Raw genomic sequence first — 18169 nt, forward strand, 5'->3', positions numbered from 1 at the left:
TTAATGGAATTGGTATTACCCAACATAAAGGCTTTTGGTTGCTTCAATAACAGTGCAGTAAACGCCGTGGTAAGTTCTATTGTTTATGTATACCTTTCAGCTAGATTTTCAGTGAGGAAATCGGTGAATCTGACTTTCATCAGGTATAAAAAAGGCCACCTAAATTAGGCAGCCTAGTTTTATATTTTTCGGCGTTAATCTAACTCTTTCTCAGCTTGTTTCGCTTTCTCTATCATCGGAGTAATTGTTGAACCTTGGACTAAGATTGAGAACACAACAACAGCGTATGTCATGACAAGGATAATCTCTTTAACATCTATTGCCTTGTCTTCAATCACCCAGATACCTGAAGGGATTGAAAGTGCCATGGCTAGAGCTAGTCCACCACGCAAACCACCCCAAGTTAAGATCTTGATTGACCAAGGGTTGTAAGTTCTAAAGCGTTTGAATCCGATATAAGACAAGAAAACACTTAGGTAGCGTGCGCTTAGCACTAGAGGTACTGCGAACGCCATTAAGATCCAGTCTTCTTGGTGGAATTTGAATAGCAACATCGACATACCGATCAATAAGAACAATACGCCATTTAAGAATTCATCTATCAATTCCCAGAAGTGGTCTAGGTGATCCTCACTCTCTTTCGAGAACCCAATAAAGCGCGTCCAGTTACCAATCATGATACCTGATACCACCATTGCTAACGGTCCTGATACATGTAGGACTTCAGCAAAGGCATAACCAGCTGTAGGAATACCTATGGTTAATAGCAACTCCATCGAGTGGTCATCGGTGTTGCTGATTAGGTAATGGAATATTAAACCTAGAACAAAGCCATAGACGATACCACCGATAGCCTCTTGGACGAATAACATGGTCACGCTACCTACAGTCGGTGCTTCTGTACCGAACGCAATGGTAAATAGGGTAACGAAGATCACTAGGCCAAAACCATCGTTGAATAGAGATTCTCCCTCGATTTGAGTAGAGATTCGTCTGGGAGCATCGAGCTTTTTCACTATTGCTAATACAGCGATTGGATCGGTTGGAGATATTAGAGAGCCAAAAAGTAAGCAATAAATTAGGTCAAATTGAATACCGATAAACTGACAGAATCCATACAGTACAAAGCCAATAAAGAATGTCGAAAATAGTGTAGCGCCAAGAGCGAGTACCGTTATTTCCCATTTCTGATCTTTTAGATTAGGTAATTTAATCCCCAAACCACCTGCAAAGAGTAAGAATCCCAGTATTCCTTTCAGGAGGAAATCTTCAAAGTTGATACTGGCAACGGTTTCTGAGGCGATGTCAGCCAATTGGAACCAATTGTTTTGTCCCGCAATGATAATTAATAGAGATAACATCATTGAGCCAGCTGTAATGGCGATGGTTGTCTGCATTTTACCAATTTTGGTATTCACGAAAGCAATAAGCATGGCAGCTGCGGACAAGAAGCATAAGGTGTAATAGACCGACATTGGGATCCCAACATGTAACAAAGTATGAATATGAATTTTCGTTGTCTCATGCTCAAATAGCAAACATTTTTTTGTCATGACTTGGTAATCAATTTCATCTTTTAGACGTCTAGACTCCTTTTTAATGTGTGGTAGGATGGAGAGATAATTAAAGGAATGAGGTTGTACCGTGGGAAGTAATGTAAGGCAAAAGATTGACGCTCTGTTGAAGCAACGAATTTTACTGATTGATGGTGGCATGGGTACCATGATTCAGGATTATAAATTGGAAGAGCAAGACTATCGTGGTGAGCGCTTTGCTGATTGGCATAGTGATTTAAAAGGTAACAACGACCTTTTGGTACTTACACAACCTAAGCTTATCAAAGATATCCATATGGAATATTTGGAAGCCGGTGCTGATATCCTCGAGACCAATACCTTTAACTCTACAACCATCGCTATGGCCGACTACGATATGGAAAGTCTTAGCGAAGAAATTAACTTTACAGCTGCAAAATTAGCTCGTGAAGCGGCAGACGAATGGACGGCAAAGACCCCAGACAAACCTCGTTTCGTAGCGGGTGTGTTAGGTCCAACTAACCGAACTTGTTCTATCTCCCCAGACGTTAATGATCCGGGCTATCGTAATGTTAGCTTTGATGAGCTTGTTGAAGCGTACTCAGAATCGACGCGAGCACTTATCAAAGGCGGCTCAGATCTTATTCTTATCGAGACTATCTTCGACACGTTAAATGCAAAAGCATGTTCTTTTGCGGTTGAATCTGTTTTTGAAGAGGTAGGCATCACGCTTCCTGTGATGATCTCCGGTACCATTACTGACGCATCAGGTCGTACGCTTTCAGGGCAAACAACAGAAGCCTTCTACAACGCCCTTCGTCATGTTAAACCTATCTCATTTGGATTGAACTGTGCATTAGGCCCTGACGAACTGCGAGAGTACGTTGGTGAGATGTCTCGTATCTCAGAATGTAACGTTTCTGCTCACCCTAACGCGGGTTTACCTAATGCATTCGGTGAGTATGACCTTTCTCCTGAAGATATGGCTGAACACGTTAAGGAATGGGCTGAGAGTGGCTTCTTGAACCTAATTGGTGGTTGTTGTGGTACAACGCCAGAACATATACGTCACATGGCTGAGGCCGTTGAAGGCGTAACTCCACGTCAATTACCTGATTTGCCTGTGTCTTGCCGTTTATCTGGCTTAGAACCATTAACGATTGCTAAAGAATCATTGTTTGTAAACGTCGGTGAGCGTACTAACGTTACCGGCTCTGCTCGATTTAAGCGATTGATTAAAGAAGAGCTTTACGACGAAGCCTTGAGTGTTGCTCGAGAGCAAGTTGAGAACGGCGCTCAGATCATCGATATCAACATGGATGAAGGGATGCTAGACGCTGAAGCGTGTATGGTTAAATTCCTTAATCTATGTGCGTCTGAGCCAGAGATCTCGAAAGTACCAGTTATGGTCGATTCTTCAAAATGGGAAGTTATCGAAGCGGGCCTGAAATGTATTCAGGGTAAAGGCATCGTTAACTCTATCTCATTGAAGGAAGGGAAAGAAAAGTTTGTCGAACAAGCGAAACTGGTTCGTCGTTATGGCGCAGCAGTCATTGTGATGGCGTTCGATGAACTAGGGCAGGCTGATACCCGAGAGCGTAAAGTTGAGATTTGTACCAATGCCTACAACATTCTTGTTGATGAAGTCGGTTTCCCGCCAGAAGATATTATTTTTGACCCGAACATTTTCGCAGTGGCTACTGGTATTGATGAGCATAACAACTATGCGGTCGACTTCATTGAAGCAGTAGGGGATATCAAACGCGATCTTCCGCATGCGATGATCTCGGGTGGTGTGTCGAATGTTTCATTCTCTTTCCGCGGTAATAACTACGTTCGTGAGGCAATCCACGCGGTATTCCTATATCACTGTTTTAAAAATGGTATGGATATGGGCATTGTAAATGCGGGGCAACTTGAGATTTACGACAATGTGCCTGAGGATTTGCGTGAAGCCGTTGAAGATGTGGTTCTAAACCGTCGAGACGATTCAACAGAGCGCTTGCTCGATATTGCGACTGAGTATCTAGAGCGTGCAGTGGGGAAAGTTGAAGATAAATCGGCTTTAGAGTGGCGTACTTGGCCAGTAGAAAAGCGCTTAGAACACTCTTTAGTGAAAGGTATTACCGACTTTATTGTTGAAGATACCGAAGAAGCTCGTGTTAATGCTTCTCGTCCTATCGAGGTAATTGAAGGTCCATTAATGGATGGCATGAACGTAGTTGGTGACCTCTTTGGTGAAGGTAAGATGTTCCTTCCTCAAGTGGTGAAATCTGCCCGTGTTATGAAGCAAGCGGTAGCCCATCTAGAACCATTTATTAATGCAACCAAAGACGTAGGTGCGACTAACGGAAAAATCTTACTGGCGACCGTAAAAGGCGATGTTCACGATATTGGTAAAAACATTGTGGGCGTTGTCTTGCAGTGTAATAACTATGAAATTATCGATCTGGGCGTGATGGTTTCATGTGAAAAAATCCTTAAGGTCGCTAAAGAAGAGAACGTCGATATCATTGGTCTTTCGGGTTTGATCACTCCTTCATTGGATGAGATGGTTCATGTGGCTAAAGAGATGGAGAGACAAGGCTTTAAACTGCCTCTTCTGATTGGCGGAGCAACCACATCTAAAGCGCATACAGCCGTTAAGATTGAACAGAACTACTCTGAACCTGTGGTCTACGTAAACAATGCCTCACGTGCTGTTGGTGTGTGTACTTCTCTACTATCTAACGAACTGAAGCCTGCATTTGTTGAGAAGTTGGATATTGATTACGATCGCGTTCGCGATCAACACAACCGCAAAAAGCCGCGCACTAAGCCAGTCTCGCTAGAGAGAGCGCGTGCCAATAAAGTTGCTATCGATTGGAATGCGTATACTCCCCCTGCACCCGCTAAACCGGGAGTACACATCTTCAAGGACTTTGATGTGGCTACTTTACGTCAGTACATCGACTGGACTCCGTTCTTTATGACGTGGTCTTTGGTTGGTAAGTACCCGGCAATTTTTGATCATGAAGAAGTAGGCGAAGAGGCGAAGCGCTTATTTAAAGACGCCAATGATTTATTAGATCGAGTACAAAGAGAGAAGTTGCTTGAAGCTCGTGGTATGTGCGCTATGTTCCCAGCGAACAGTGTTGGCGATGATATTGAAGTGTATACCGATGAATCGCGTACTGAAGTATTAAAGGTTCTGCACAACCTTCGTCAGCAAACCGAAAAGCCCAAAGGATTTAACTACTGTTTGTCAGATTACATTGCGCCAAAAGACAGCGGTAAAGCGGATTGGATTGGTGGTTTTGCAGTAACGGGTGGTATTGGTGAGCGAGAGCTGGCTGATGAATACAAAGCCAATGGTGATGACTACAACGCGATTATGATTCAGGCGGTTGCAGACCGATTGGCTGAAGCGTTCGCTGAATACTTGCATAAAGAAGTGAGAAAGGACATTTGGGGCTACTCACCTGATGAGAATTTGTCTAACGACGATTTGATTCGAGAGAAGTACCAAGGTATTCGTCCAGCCCCGGGTTACCCTGCTTGCCCAGAGCATACAGAGAAAGGCACGTTGTGGGAGTTGATGGACGTTGAAAAAGCAATCGACATGTCGCTAACCACGAGTTACGCAATGTGGCCAGGTGCTTCTGTGTCTGGTATGTACTTCTCTCATCCTGATGCCCGATACTTTGCTATTGCACAGATTCAACAGGATCAAGTGGATAGCTATGCTGATCGTAAAGGTTGGGATATGTTGGAAGCTGAGAAGTGGTTAGGTCCAAACATTAACTAGTTTGAATCTATAACGGGTTTTGATTCGTAAAAATAAAAGGGTTGCTTAAGAGCAACCCTTTTTGTATCTGTCGTTTGGTGATTTTAAACTAATCGAGCAACCGTCGTTTTATTCAAACAGCTCTTGATGCAGCTTTTGAATCGCTAACTTGGAGACAGATTCATCAAGCAAGAAGCACAGGTTATGTGGGCTCGCTCCGTAACAAATCATACGTAGGTTGAAGTCTTCAAGCGTGCCGAATACTTGCTTCGCATAGCCTTTGCTTTCACTCATGTTGTTGCCAATAAGAGCAACAAGGCATAGGTCGTGTTCAATATCCACAGAACACAGCTCTTCAAGCTCAATTCGAGCGGCTTCTGGTAGCTGAGGAGCACCACCCGATGTATCTGTTTGATCGAGAGTGAGTGAGACACTGATCTCTGAGGTAGTGATAAGATCGACAGAGATCTTATGCTTAGCGAGGATCTCGAACACTTTTGCGAGGAAGCCATAAGCATGGAACATATTGGCGCTGCGTAGCGTAACCATGGTTTGGTTGCAGCGTAGGGCAAGCGCTCTAAACAGAGGGGAGCTTTCAACTTGTTGACGAATCCATGTGCCACCGAGCTCTGGTGCTTTTGATGAGCCGACAAATACCGGAATTTGATGGCGTAGTGCCGGGACTAGAGTCGATGGGTGTAAGATCTTCGCGCCAAAGTTTGCCATTTCCGATGCTTCGCTGAAGCTGATCTCTGGGATAGGAGATGCTTTCGATGCGATACGTGGATCCGTGGTGTAGATGCCCGGAACATCAGTCCAGATTTCTAAACCAATCGCTTGTACAGATTCTGCAATCAGTGCTGCTGAGTAATCACTACCACCACGACCTAACGTTGTGGTGTTACCTTCGCTATCGGCGCCGATAAAGCCTTGGGTAACGACAACTTGCTGCTGGCATAGTGGAATCAATTTCTGTTGCGCTAAGGCTGCAATATCTTTTAACTGTGGTTCTGCTTTGCCGAAGTCACCATTGGTGCGCATCACTTCTCTGATATCAAAACGGACAGCGGGTGTGCCACGCTCGCGAATGATTTGAGCGAGGATATGTGTCGACATCAGTTCGCCACATGCCACTAGGTGATCGGTGAGTTTAGTACTGGCTTGGAATGATGCCGCTTCGGCTGCACTCGCAATGTCATCGAGAATACAGTGCACATCTTTTTCAATGCTAATTGGGTCAGCTAGCTGATCAAGAATCGCGTTATGAATGTCAGTCAATTGCGTCAATAATTCCTGACGACGAGTTTTGTCTTGGACACCATTCGCTAGTTCAACCAGCAAGTTGGTGACGCCTGAGCACGCGCTGCTCACAACCAGTTTAGTATTCGAGTTATTTTCAATAATGGCAGCACAACGGCTCATTGCTTCAAAGTTGGCAACACTTGTTCCACCAAACTTAGCGACATTAAAAGAACCAGCTACATTAGATGCACTCACGATATATCTCCCACGACTTCCTAAAATAAAATTACGGTTGGGTAATCCAACGTCCGATGTTTTTCGAAGAGAGTATTTAGAGCAAAAAGAGAGGAATTATTAGAATAGTAACCTCAGAAGCTCTTCACCATATAGAAATGGCGACAGTTGCCGGGATTCAGCCCGCTCAACCGATAATAAAGGTCCTGCATCCTTTTATTATCTCGGCACTGCTCCCCCTTGATGCTTTGTATTGGAAATGCGGTTCCACAAAACATCTGCCTGGGCAGTGCTCCTCTTCTGCTAGATAGCTATTTCATTGAACGTGTTTGCGGTAACAATGTCAATCCGTAACTGGAGATATTTAAAAAATAATTTTAACAATTATGTGACACTGGTGTGACCTCAATACTTTTAGCTAATTGATGACGGTATCGATTTGCTTTAGGGTGGATTGTTCACAACATTAACGTAAGGGATGTACATGTCTAATTTAACACTCACTACTGCTATCGAGAGCTTTTATCCGCCACACCGAACGTTAATGGGGCCGGGGCCTTCAGACATTTCTCCTCAAGTTTTACAGGCCTTGAGCCGTCCAACTATTGGTCACCTCGACCCGTTATTTATCGCGATGATGGATGAACTGAAACAACTTCTTAAGTATGCATTCCAAACTGAAAATGAGTTTACGATTGCTGTTTCTGCGCCGGGCAGCGCAGGTATGGAAACCTGTTTTGTTAACTTGATTGAGCCCGGTGAGAAGGTAATTGTTTGTCGCAATGGCGTTTTTGGTGAACGTATGCGAGAGAATGTTGTGCGCTGTGGTGGTGAAGCGATCCTTGTAGATGATGAGTGGGGCAAGCCCGTTTCCGTTGAAAAGGTCGAAAAGGCATTGGCAGAAAACCCTGATGCAGTTGCTGTCGCATTTGTGCATGCAGAGACGTCTACTGGAGCGTTATCGGATGCTCAAGCGATTTCAGCAGTCGCTCGTCAGTTTGATGCATTGTCGATTGTGGATGCAGTGACATCATTAGGTGGTGTGCCATTGTTGGTTGATGAATGGCAACTCGATGCGGTGTATTCAGGTAGTCAAAAGTGTCTATCTTGCGTTCCTGGCCTGTCTCCAGTGACTTTCTCTCAACGTGCGGTTGAGAAGATGAAGGCACGTCAAACTCCAGTACAAAGCTGGTTTCTAGATCAAAGCTTAGTACTGGGTTACTGGAGTGGAGAAGGCAAGCGTAGCTACCACCATACGGCACCCGTGAACAGCCTGTATGCTCTGCATGAGTCGTTGGTTTTATTGAAAAATGAAGGCCTGGATAATGCGTGGTCACGTCACCATGCGATGCACCAAGAGCTTAAAGAAGGCGTAGAAGCACTAGGATTAAAGTTTGTGGTTGATGAAGAGAGTCGTCTTCCGCAGCTCAATGCGCTTTATTTCCCTGAAGGAATCGATGAAGCCAAAATCAGAACACAACTTCTAGAAGAATATAACCTTGAAATTGGCGCAGGACTTGGTTCTTTGGCTGGCAAGGCTTGGCGTATTGGTTTAATGGGTTATGGTGCTCGAAAAGAGAATGTCGCTTTGTGCTTAAAAGCGTTGCAAGACGTTTTAAAATAGCGGTAATAAACTCAAGTTCAAAAGAAAAGCGCACGAAAGATCGTGCGCTTTTTTGTGTCTAGACTAAACGTCAATATGGTGAATTAACTCTAGATTCCGTGGCGTCATTTAGCAGAATAAATGTTGTTTTCAGCTTCCGATATTTTATTATATTGAACCTTGGAAAAGTCTCTATTTGGGAACAAGAAGCTCGCTTCACTACGAATTTGTTCGGCTTTACTGTGATCGCCTAATCCTTGATACGCTAGAATCAGGTTGCTGTAGAAAGCAGGCCTTGGCTTACGTTTTATGATCTCTAACGACCAATCTATATAAGGTTGGATCAAGCTAGGATCAGCTTTGTAGAGGCCGATATTTAGATAGGTGCTGTATACGTCCCAATCATAGCGATCTTTCCAGACTACAGGGTTCGTTACCTGCTTAAGAATATCCGGGTTTTTGGGTTTAGAAAGTTCAAATTGAGTCAGGACATAATTGGTATGCAGCGCGCTCAACATATAGAAACTCACCAAGATCGGAACCACCAAGCTAGACACTCTAAACAGGGTTTTACTAACGATACTAAACGGCTGTTGATAGTGACGAGAAGCTCGTTGATCGACCCAGTAAATCAAGATGATGAATGTTATCCAGTGAATCGCTGAGTGGTAAAAAGGGTACTCGAGCTGAGAATGTAAGAGTATCGGTATAAATAGCGCGAGTAGTGCTAGACGTGTTCCCTTCGCTGAGCTTGTTATGCGTGACATCACCAACACTGCAGCAAGCAAGATACCGATGATTGGTACTATTCCACCTTCAACCCCCCAAAACAGGAACTCATTGTGTGGGTGATCCATTGAAGGAAGGCCGGGATGATAATTTGGGTTGAGTTGATGCTGGCGAGCTGTGTATAGCGTGTACTCGGATTCGAACTTCCCGTAGCCATACCCTGTAAATGGCTTTTCGATCATCATATCGAGCGCTTGTGGAAAGGTATAAGCTCGTGGGCTTTCTAAGTTAGCCCTTTTACTTGCGAGGCTATCAGTTGTACTGAGACTGATTACCGAAAAAGCGACCACGATACCGATTAGCACTGATGCACACCATCCATAGAAGCGTTTCTTGGTCGAGAATTTGTATAGATAAGGCAGAATGCAGACAAACCCAATGACGGCAGCCAACCATCCGGTACGTGATGCGATGATGATCAGCAAAGGTACGGTTAAGGTCGGGGTTAGGTATAGTAAGAATGACTCGCTAATTTTGTGATTATATTTAGCGGGCTGTCTCGCTAAAAGATACGCTGAAAGCACAAAACCAGTAGCTAAAAAGCTGGCCATTACATTCGGTTGTTGGAATATCCCATAAGGTCGATTAGCCGCAGTGTTGTAACCAAATAGATTACCGGGTTCCAGTAAGAAATATTGCACGTAACCAAAGAGTGCTTGTATAACCACAGCAAGCACAATGAACCACAACATGCGTTGTTTGTGTTTATTACTGAACTTAAATTGCTGTAGTACGACGAATAAAGCGAAGCCCGCCCACAATCCCAGTAGTCGACCAGATGCGGCTTGAGGAAAGGCGTTACTGTAGAGCGTGGGTAGCGTAAGTATCACGCAACTGATCAGCAAGCCAACGGTTAACTTGGAGTATTTGATCACTCGGTTAGTCGCGAGTTGGTAGAAGCCAATTGCTAACGTAAAGCTAAGAGCTAACCAAGTGGTTGGGTTAAACGATAACGCAAGGCCTGAGCCTCCAGGATTCGGCATGAAAAAATGCATGGCTAACAAGAATACAACAGCTAAAGAAGCCAGAAATGCTTTATTGAGTGGTAGCTGAGTTACCTGATTTTCTAGTTGGGTACCGCTAGTGTGTATTGTTGCCATAAATCCCTAACCTTATAAAAACAGAGCTTGTTCCTTCTGAAACAAGCTCTGTTACTTTAACATTTTTCTGTCTGCTCGCAGGGCGCTATTTTACACCTACTTCAAATTTAACATAGGCTTAAGGAAGCGAGCAGTGTGCGAACCTTCGACTAACGCCACATCTTCAGGTGTACCTTCTGCAACAATCTCACCACCACCTTGACCACCTTCGGGACCAAGGTCTAAGATCCAGTCTGCTGTTTTGACGACATCTAGGTTGTGCTCAATCACCACTACCGTATTACCGTGATCACGCAGCCTATGTAATACCGTCAATAGCTGCTGAATATCGTGGAAATGAAGACCTGTTGTTGGTTCATCAAGAATGTATAAGGTTTTTCCCGTGTCTCGTTTAGACAATTCACGCGCTAATTTAACGCGTTGCGCTTCACCACCAGATAAGGTCGTCGCTGCTTGTCCGAGGCGAATGTAGGAAAGGCCAACATCCATCAATGTTTGCAGCTTACGAGCGATAACAGGAACAGGGTTGAAGTATTCTCGAGCATCTTCCACTGTCATCTCTAGAACTTCGTCAATGGTTTTTCCTTTGTAGCGAACTTCTAAAGTTTCACGGTTATAACGCTTGCCTTTACACACATCACACGGCACATACACATCTGGCAAGAAGTGCATCTCTACTTTGATGACACCGTCTCCCTGACACGCTTCACAGCGACCACCACGAACGTTAAAACTGAATCGACCTGGCTTGTAGCCACGAGATCGTGATTCTTGGGTACCGGCAAATAACTCACGAATTGGCGTGAAAATACCAGTGTAGGTAGCAGGGTTTGATCTTGGTGTGCGACCGATAGGGCTTTGGTCAATATCGATCACTTTGTCGAAATGCTCTAAGCCTTTTATCTTTTTGTGCTGCGCCGGAACTGCGGTTGTAGCACCGTTTAATTGAGTGTGGGCAACTTTAAAGAAGGTGTCATTGATTAGTGTAGATTTACCTGACCCCGATACCCCCGTAATACAGCTGAACAAGCCTACAGGGATCGTCGCAGTGACATTCTTTAGGTTGTTCCCCGTTGCGCCAACGATCTCGACGACCTTTTTCTTGTCGATAGGCGTTCTTTGTTTTGGTATCTCAATTTCTTTGGCGCCGCTCAGGTATTGCCCGGTTAAAGAATTCGGGTTTTCGATGATGTCTTGCATGGTGCCTTCTGCGACCACGTGTCCACCATGCACACCCGCACCTGGGCCGATATCGATAACATGGTCAGCACAACGGATTGCGTCTTCATCATGTTCAACAACAAGCACTGTATTTCCTAGATCTCTGAGGTGAACCAAAGTTTGCAGTAGACGTTCATTATCGCGCTGGTGGAGGCCAATTGATGGTTCATCGAGCACATACATAACACCCACTAAACCAGCACCAATTTGACTTGCTAGACGAATCCTTTGCGCTTCACCACCAGACAGCGTTTCTGCACTGCGTGATAGGTTCAGGTAATTCAAACCAACGTTCACCAAGAAATGCAGACGATCATTGATCTCTTTCATTACTTTATCAGCGATCTGACCACGCTGACCGCTGAGCGATAAGTTTTGGAAAAACTCTAGTGCATCAGCAATGCTGAGCTGAACGATTTCTGGCAGTGTGGTATCGCCAATGAAGACATTTCGAGCTTCTAATCTTAAGCGCGTACCATCACAGCTAGAACATGATTTCGTTGATATGTACTTGGCAAGATCTTCACGCACCGCGCTAGATTCAGTGTCGCGGTAGCGACGTTCTAGCGTATTTAAGATGCCTTCAAACGGATGACGTTTGACTCGAATATCACCTCGGTCATTGATGTACTTGAATTCCACTTCAGTACGCCCTGATCCTTTAAGAATGATCTCTTGAGTCTTTTTAGGCAGAGAGTTGAATGGCACATACAGATCAAAACCATAATGGTCTGATAGCGACGTTAGCATCTGAAAATAGTAATAATTCTTCTGATCCCAGCCTTTTATTGCACCTTCTGCAATGCTTAGGTTCTCATCTAAAATCACTCGACTTGGATCAAAATATTGTTGAACACCAAGTCCATCACACGTACCACATGCACCTGCAGGATTGTTGAATGAGAATAGGCGCGGCTCAAGATCTTGCATGCTGTAGCCACACTTTGGACAAGCAAAGTTAGCTGAGAACACGATCTCTTCTTGTTCTTTATCATCCATCCAACCGACAACAGCGATACCACCAGATAGCTCTAATGTGGTCTCGAACGATTCGGCTAAACGTTGTTGAAGATCAGGACGAACCTTGAATCTGTCTACCACAACTTCAATGGTGTGCTTCTTGTGCAGTTCCAATGTGGGTGGATCGGACAAATCACAAGTCTCGCCATCAATACGAGCTCGGATAAAGCCTTGCGCAGCGAGGTTTTCCAGTGTCTTTACATGCTCACCTTTACGTTCTTTGACGATCGGTGCCATCAGCATCATCTTTGAGCCTTCAGGCAGTTCTAATACCTTGTCGACCATTTGGCTGATGGTTTGCGCCGCGAGGGGGATATTGTGATCAGGGCAGCGTGGCTCGCCGACTCGCGCGTAAAGTAGTCTTAGGTAATCATAGACTTCAGTGATGGTACCGACGGTTGAGCGAGGGTTATGAGAGGTCGATTTTTGTTCTATCGAGATGGCTGGAGATAAACCTTCGATGTGGTCGACATCGGGTTTTTCCATAAGAGATAGAAATTGACGGGCGTAAGCCGACAAAGACTCAACATAACGACGTTGACCTTCCGCATAGAGAGTATCAAACGCAAGTGACGACTTTCCTGAACCTGATAAACCAGTGATAACCGTCAGCTTATCACGGGGTATGGTTAGGTTAATGTCTTTGAGGTTATGCGTACGAGCGCCTCTAATTTCTATTTTATCCATCTCAATAGACCATGTAATTTTAAGTGGCTAAAGTATTACATAGAGTGAGATTTGTGCAAAGTTTTACTGGATAAAAAAACAGTAAACAAAAAAGGGCGACTCTTTTGAGTCACCCTTGGAATCATTTAATGTGCTGTTAACCAACCGCTAATTGCTGTTAACTCAATAGCTAAATAGCTAAATAGCTAAATAGCTAAATAGCTCAATAGTTAAGCCGATCAATAGCTAAACTGCTCAATAGCTAAACAGCGAGTAAGCCAAAATTAGCGATTAAGCTTCTTTTGTTGTTGAGTGCTTACCTAGCTCGATTTGTTGCTGGTCTTTTTTGTATAGGTTTTCAAAGCAGTAATTTGTTGCTTCGATGTAGCCTTCAACACTACCGCAGTCAAAACGTTGACCTTTAAATTTGTAAGCCAATACACAACCTGCTTTTGCTTGTTTTAGCAATGCATCAGTGATTTGGATTTCGCCGCCTTTGCCTGGTTCCGTCTGTTCGATAAGCTCAAAGATATCTGGAGTCAGAATGTAACGGCCAATGATTGCTAGGTTGCTTGGCGCAGTGCCTGGTTCTGGCTTTTCTACCATGTCATCAACACGGAAAAGATCATCTTTAATCATTTCGCCAGAGATAACACCGTATTTGTGTGTTTCGTTTTCAGGTACTTCCTGTACAGCAACGATTGAGCAACGGAACTGTTTGTATAGTGCAACCATTTGAGCCAGTACACCTTGCTGTTCGTTAACGCAAAGGTCATCAGCAAGCACTACTGCAAAAGGTTCATCACCCACAAGTTCGCGACCCGTCAAGATAGCGTGGCCAAGACCTTTCATTTCACGTTGACGAATGTACGTGAAGTTTGCTGCTTCAATCGTCTCACGGATATTGATCAGCAAATCTTCTTTATTGGTGCCACTGATCTGGTGCTCAAGCTCGTAGTTCTTATCAAAGTGGTCCATCAATGAATGCTTACCACGGCCAGTAACAATGCACATACCATCCATACCGGCTTCAATTGCTTCTTCAACGCCGTATTCAATCAGAGGTTTGTTGACGACAGGCATCATTTCTTTCGGCATTGACTTAGTTGCTGGTAAGAAGCGAGTACCGTAGCCAGCTGCCGGGAAAAGGCACTTTTTGATCATGATAAGACCCTTTATCTATAATAATTATGGATTCAACCTGAGTGGTTGATATTTCTGAGGGCAACTCTAGCATAAGTTATGTCGAAAATTCAGCAACAATCCGTATGGTTCACTAGAGTTTTCCTCAAAATTATCGTCAGTTTAAGAGGCTGATCAATTATGCAAGCAAGTTCTGGTTTGCCCATGCAATAGCTTGGACTCTATTCTTAACGGCTAACTTGCGAAATATTTGATAAAGATGAGATTTGACGGTGAATTCGCTAATAAACAAGTCATCGGCTATTTGCGTGTTTGATGAGCCTGATTGAAGGCAGCGAATCACTTGCAGCTCTCTAATGGTTAAGTCGACATTAGTAGGGGTGGTATTGGTGCTCACGATATTTCGATAGTAGAAGAGTAATTGGCTTGCCACTTTTCTAGGTAGCCAGTTGTCTCCATTAATGACCTCTTCAAGCCCCTTCGCTATTTTGGCTTTCTCTTCAGAGTTGTAAAAGAGACCTTTTAATACGCCAAACGTAATCAACTCCGATGTGGGAAGAGCTTTGGGGACGTTGAATAGAATGATCTCATGATTTTTCCACATCACAGGTAGATTTGGATGAAGGTTGATTAATCGAGGCACCTCTTTGTAATCAACCAGTAAAATTCGGTTGCTCTGCTTTCGATCAAATAACATCAAATCGTCCGGTGTCATTTTGTAGAGAATAATAGATAAGTGCTTTTCTATCTCTTTTACATGTAGATAGGTGTCGTTTGGGTCGATGCACAGAAAATGCAAAGTGCGAGCGTATCGAGATTTTCTCATTGAAATTCCTTGTTGAACTGGGATGAGATTTCACGTTGTCATGCATGCTTTCGCTTCTCTAGCGCCTTAATGGTGACTTGCGTTGAATATCAATTATCAAAGTAAATGAGTGGTTTGTAAGTGGAGAAAAAAGCAACATCGCTCTGAATATCATGATTTGTTACGTTTTTATTCTTTGTAGTGAGGCGAGAATAGGAATGCGATTTATCACTGCAGAAAAGCATGCTATTCTTGTGCGCTAAAATTTTCTGAGACTATGAATTTAGACGGAGCAAATCATGGCTAGCCGTGGAGTTAACAAAGTTATATTAGTGGGTAACCTAGGTAATGACCCTGAAATTCGTTACATGCCCAATGGCGGTGCAGTAGCGAACATTACCATTGCAACGTCAGAGTCATGGCGTGATAAAGCAACTGGCGAGCAGCGTGAAAAAACAGAATGGCACCGTGTTGCTCTGTTTGGCAAGCTGGCGGAAGTTGCTGGTGAGTACCTACGTAAAGGTTCTCAAGTTTACATTGAAGGTCAACTTCAAACGCGTAAATGGCAAGATCAAAGCGGTCAAGATCGCTACACAACAGAAGTCGTTGTTCAAGGCTTCAACGGTGTAATGCAAATGCTTGGCGGTCGTGCTCAAGGCGGTGCTCCTGCTCAAGGTGGTATGGGTAACAACCAACAGCAAGGTAGTTGGGGTCAGCCACAGCAGCCACAACAGCAGCAACAAGCACAACAACAATACAGTGCTCCAGCTCAACAGCAGCCGAAAGCACCTCAACAAGCTCCTCAGCAGGCTCAACCTCAATATAATGAGCCGCCAATGGATTTTGATGATGACATCCCATTTTAAGCCCTGTTTTTAATATATTATAAAGACAGTATTAAATTGGAAAAAGCCGCGTTTATCGCGGCTTTTTGTTACCTAGAATTCTTAACGCTTTATTTACAACGTCAATTTATAGTATAAGTAGCAATACGGTATAATGTGAGTTGAAAAGGATTTCGTTATTCATGAGATATACCCCGACACTAAAATTGAGTACTCGATTGGTCGCATTTGTCACTGTGATAGTGATCAGTGCGATGTTCATTCTTTTTATTGGTGGCACACTTTCCTTTAAGCGTATCGGACAGGAATATTTAGACCATTATTTGGTTGGTATTGTCGACGTTGTAGATAAAGAGATGGAAGATCCTGACGCCGCGTATTCGATGCAGCGTTGGATGCCTAAGATGTTGCAGGCGAGCAATATTGTTGAGATGAAACTCTCGAACCAGACTGGCATCGTTTATCGCTTCAAAGATACCTCCCCACAAATTGATCCCAATCGTCTTTATGAAAGAAGCTTCATTCTAGAGCGCAATGAAGGTTATCGAATCGAGTTTAAAGCATTGCCTCCCTATATTGGTTATAGCTACTCAATGGAAGCAATGTGGTCAATTACTTTGGCGGTTGCATTGATCCTTTTCTGTCTGGCTCGTGGTGTTCGTTGGTTGAAGGAACAGTTGATGGGTTCTGAGATCTTGGAAGAGCGAGGAAGAATGATCCTCGCAGGGCAAGTTGAGACTCATGCAAAGGGAGATGAACTTGAATGGCCATACACGGCAAGTGAAGCCTTGGATGTCTTGATCGAAGAGCTGCAAGATGCTCGTCAAGAAAGAAGCCGCTTCGATACCTTTATTCGTACCCATACCTTCCTAGACAAACTCACAGGCACGGCAAACCGAGTCTTATTCGATAACAAGCTTGAATCGGCTTTGCATGAAAGCGGTGCTCGAGGTGGTGTGTTATTGATACGTATCGACGAATGGGAGCAAGTTCGTGATGTTAATGACAAGCAAATCACTGACGGCTTTATTATCGAAGTTGGCGAAGTATTGTCGAATATTGTTCAACGCTATCCTGATGTCATTTTTTCTCGTTATTACGATGCTGATTTTGCCGTATTTATTCCGCATCAAGGGGCTAAAGATATTGCTACCTTGGCGGCTCAGTGTTTAAGGCAGTTAGATAAACTAACCCCGCCAGAGCCTTTAGATTCTGATAATTGGTGCCATATTGGCGTAACCATGTATACCGAAGGTGAGCGTCACAGTCAGATCATGGATGAAACGGAAACAGCATTAAAGAGTGCTCAGCTGGAGCGTATTAATAACTGGAGCCGTTACCCTAAGCAGAATACAAATGAGTTGGATAGAGGCAGCGTTCGTTGGAGAACATTATTGGATAAAGCGCTGCTTCCTGAAAATTTAGTAATCTTTGCTCAGCGATGTTATCTTATGCCGGAATCTGGTCAAGCTAATGAATTACATAGAGAAATATTCACTAGAATTCAGGATCCTGATAAAGGTTTATTGAAATCGTCTCGATTTATGCCTGCGGTAGAGCAAGTGGGTTATCAAGCTCAAATGGACCTATCGGTTCTAAAGGTGTTGCTGAAATCGCTGAAAGAGTCAACTCAGCCTCTCAACTATTCGGTGAATCTGAATGTTACTCCATTTGCGAATAAACAGCATTTTAAGTGGTTTAGAAGTGAGTTGTTACAGCTCTCTGCTCAGCACCGCTCTCAGCTTGCGTTTGAGTTTCCAGAAGGGCACTTGATTGCCCATCTTGATTATATGAGACCGGTGGCAAAGATGCTGCGAGGTTTAGGGTGTAAAGTGGTGGTTGGCCAAGCTGGACGAACCATTGTTAGCACTCACTATATAAAAGACTTAAAGGTCAATTATATTAAGCTTCATCGAAGCTTAATAAAGAAAATCGATCAAAGGCATGAGAACCAACTGTTTGTCCGAAGCTTAATTGGGGCATGCGGTGACTCTCCAACTCAAGTTATTGCCGTTGGAGTCGAGACTAAACAAGAAAAGAACACCTTGATAGAGTTAGGCATTAACGGCTATCAAGGGAGATATTTCGACGAAGAACAACAAATTATCCCTTTGCCTAATCAAGCTGAAAAGGTCGCGAAAGCGGAATCTGTTGTGAAAGTTGGACGAAGAAATCGATGGCGTAAGAGTAGTAGTTAACA

10 protein-coding genes and 1 riboswitch are annotated in these 18169 nt (G+C 43.9%); of the genes, 4 read left to right on the forward strand and 6 right to left on the reverse strand.

Annotated features, from left to right (window positions below):
- Positions 1-194 precede the first annotated feature (194 nt).
- On the reverse strand, positions 195-1475 hold the full coding sequence (locus AACT19_RS05165; protein ID WP_017078851.1) for a cation:proton antiporter: 1281 nt from the start codon (positions 1473-1475) through the stop codon (positions 195-197).
- Between the two features lie 169 nt (positions 1476-1644).
- Here AACT19_RS05165 and metH point away from each other — a divergent pair, with 169 nt between their 5' ends.
- Positions 1645-5322: a methionine synthase gene (gene metH / locus AACT19_RS05170; protein ID WP_076645600.1), complete on the forward strand. Its 3678-nt coding sequence runs from the start codon at positions 1645-1647 to the stop codon at positions 5320-5322.
- Positions 5323-5430: 108 nt separating this feature from the next.
- On the opposite strand, the gene lysC is transcribed toward metH, so the two are convergent.
- The gene (lysC, locus tag AACT19_RS05175; RefSeq protein WP_004735980.1) at positions 5431-6798 is read right to left on the reverse strand and encodes a lysine-sensitive aspartokinase 3; all 1368 of its coding nucleotides are present in this window, start codon (positions 6796-6798) and stop codon (positions 5431-5433) included.
- Positions 6799-6907: 109 nt separating this feature from the next.
- Positions 6908-7085: riboswitch (Lysine riboswitch) on the reverse strand.
- Between the two features lie 176 nt (positions 7086-7261).
- Between lysC and AACT19_RS05180 the strand changes: the two genes are divergently transcribed.
- Complete coding sequence (locus AACT19_RS05180; protein WP_004735978.1) at positions 7262-8401, forward strand: pyridoxal-phosphate-dependent aminotransferase family protein; 1140 nt, start codon at positions 7262-7264, stop codon at positions 8399-8401.
- Positions 8402-8505: 104 nt separating this feature from the next.
- Here the strand turns inward: AACT19_RS05180 and AACT19_RS05185 are convergent, their stop codons facing one another.
- The 4 genes from AACT19_RS05185 to AACT19_RS05200 form a co-directional block, all read right to left on the reverse strand.
- Entirely contained in the window at positions 8506-10269 is a 1764-nt protein-coding gene (locus AACT19_RS05185; RefSeq protein ID WP_076645602.1) for a PglL family O-oligosaccharyltransferase, read from the reverse strand.
- A gap of 96 nt (positions 10270-10365) precedes the next feature.
- Positions 10366-13197, reverse strand: coding sequence for an excinuclease ABC subunit UvrA (uvrA, locus tag AACT19_RS05190; protein ID WP_076645604.1), 2832 nt, complete (start codon positions 13195-13197; stop codon positions 10366-10368).
- Between the two features lie 270 nt (positions 13198-13467).
- Positions 13468-14340 (reverse strand): UTP--glucose-1-phosphate uridylyltransferase GalU, encoded by an 873-nt coding sequence (galU, locus tag AACT19_RS05195; protein WP_004735975.1) that lies wholly within the window; start codon positions 14338-14340, stop codon positions 13468-13470.
- A 157-nt stretch (positions 14341-14497) separates the two neighbouring features.
- Positions 14498-15145: a LuxR C-terminal-related transcriptional regulator gene (locus AACT19_RS05200; protein WP_017084684.1), complete on the reverse strand. Its 648-nt coding sequence runs from the start codon at positions 15143-15145 to the stop codon at positions 14498-14500.
- A gap of 278 nt (positions 15146-15423) precedes the next feature.
- Between AACT19_RS05200 and AACT19_RS05205 the strand changes: the two genes are divergently transcribed.
- The gene (locus tag AACT19_RS05205; protein ID WP_017078845.1) at positions 15424-15990 is read left to right on the forward strand and encodes a single-stranded DNA-binding protein; all 567 of its coding nucleotides are present in this window, start codon (positions 15424-15426) and stop codon (positions 15988-15990) included.
- 161 nt (positions 15991-16151) lie between these two features.
- Positions 16152-18167 (forward strand): RNase E specificity factor CsrD, encoded by a 2016-nt coding sequence (gene csrD, locus AACT19_RS05210; protein ID WP_076645606.1) that lies wholly within the window; start codon positions 16152-16154, stop codon positions 18165-18167.
- Positions 18168-18169: the final 2 nt, after the last annotated feature.

This window comes from Vibrio sp. 10N.222.47.A9 (assembly GCF_963872585.1).
In the GTDB taxonomy this organism is placed as follows: Bacteria; Pseudomonadota; Gammaproteobacteria; order Enterobacterales; family Vibrionaceae; genus Vibrio; species Vibrio splendidus.

Coding starts and splice junctions, on each gene's coding strand:
- AACT19_RS05165 (WP_017078851.1), bottom strand. CDS start 1,475: ATGTCGGTCTATTACACCTTATGCTTCTTGTCCGCAGCTGCCATGCTT.
- AACT19_RS05180 (WP_004735978.1), top strand. CDS start 7,262: ATGTCTAATTTAACACTCACTACTGCTATCGAGAGCTTTTATCCGCCA.
- AACT19_RS05185 (WP_076645602.1), bottom strand. CDS start 10,269: ATGGCAACAATACACACTAGCGGTACCCAACTAGAAAATCAGGTAACT.
- uvrA (WP_076645604.1), bottom strand. CDS start 13,197: ATGGATAAAATAGAAATTAGAGGCGCTCGTACGCATAACCTCAAAGAC.
- galU (WP_004735975.1), bottom strand. CDS start 14,340: ATGATCAAAAAGTGCCTTTTCCCGGCAGCTGGCTACGGTACTCGCTTC.
- AACT19_RS05200 (WP_017084684.1), bottom strand. CDS start 15,145: ATGAGAAAATCTCGATACGCTCGCACTTTGCATTTTCTGTGCATCGAC.
- AACT19_RS05205 (WP_017078845.1), top strand. CDS start 15,424: ATGGCTAGCCGTGGAGTTAACAAAGTTATATTAGTGGGTAACCTAGGT.
- csrD (WP_076645606.1), top strand. CDS start 16,152: ATGAGATATACCCCGACACTAAAATTGAGTACTCGATTGGTCGCATTT.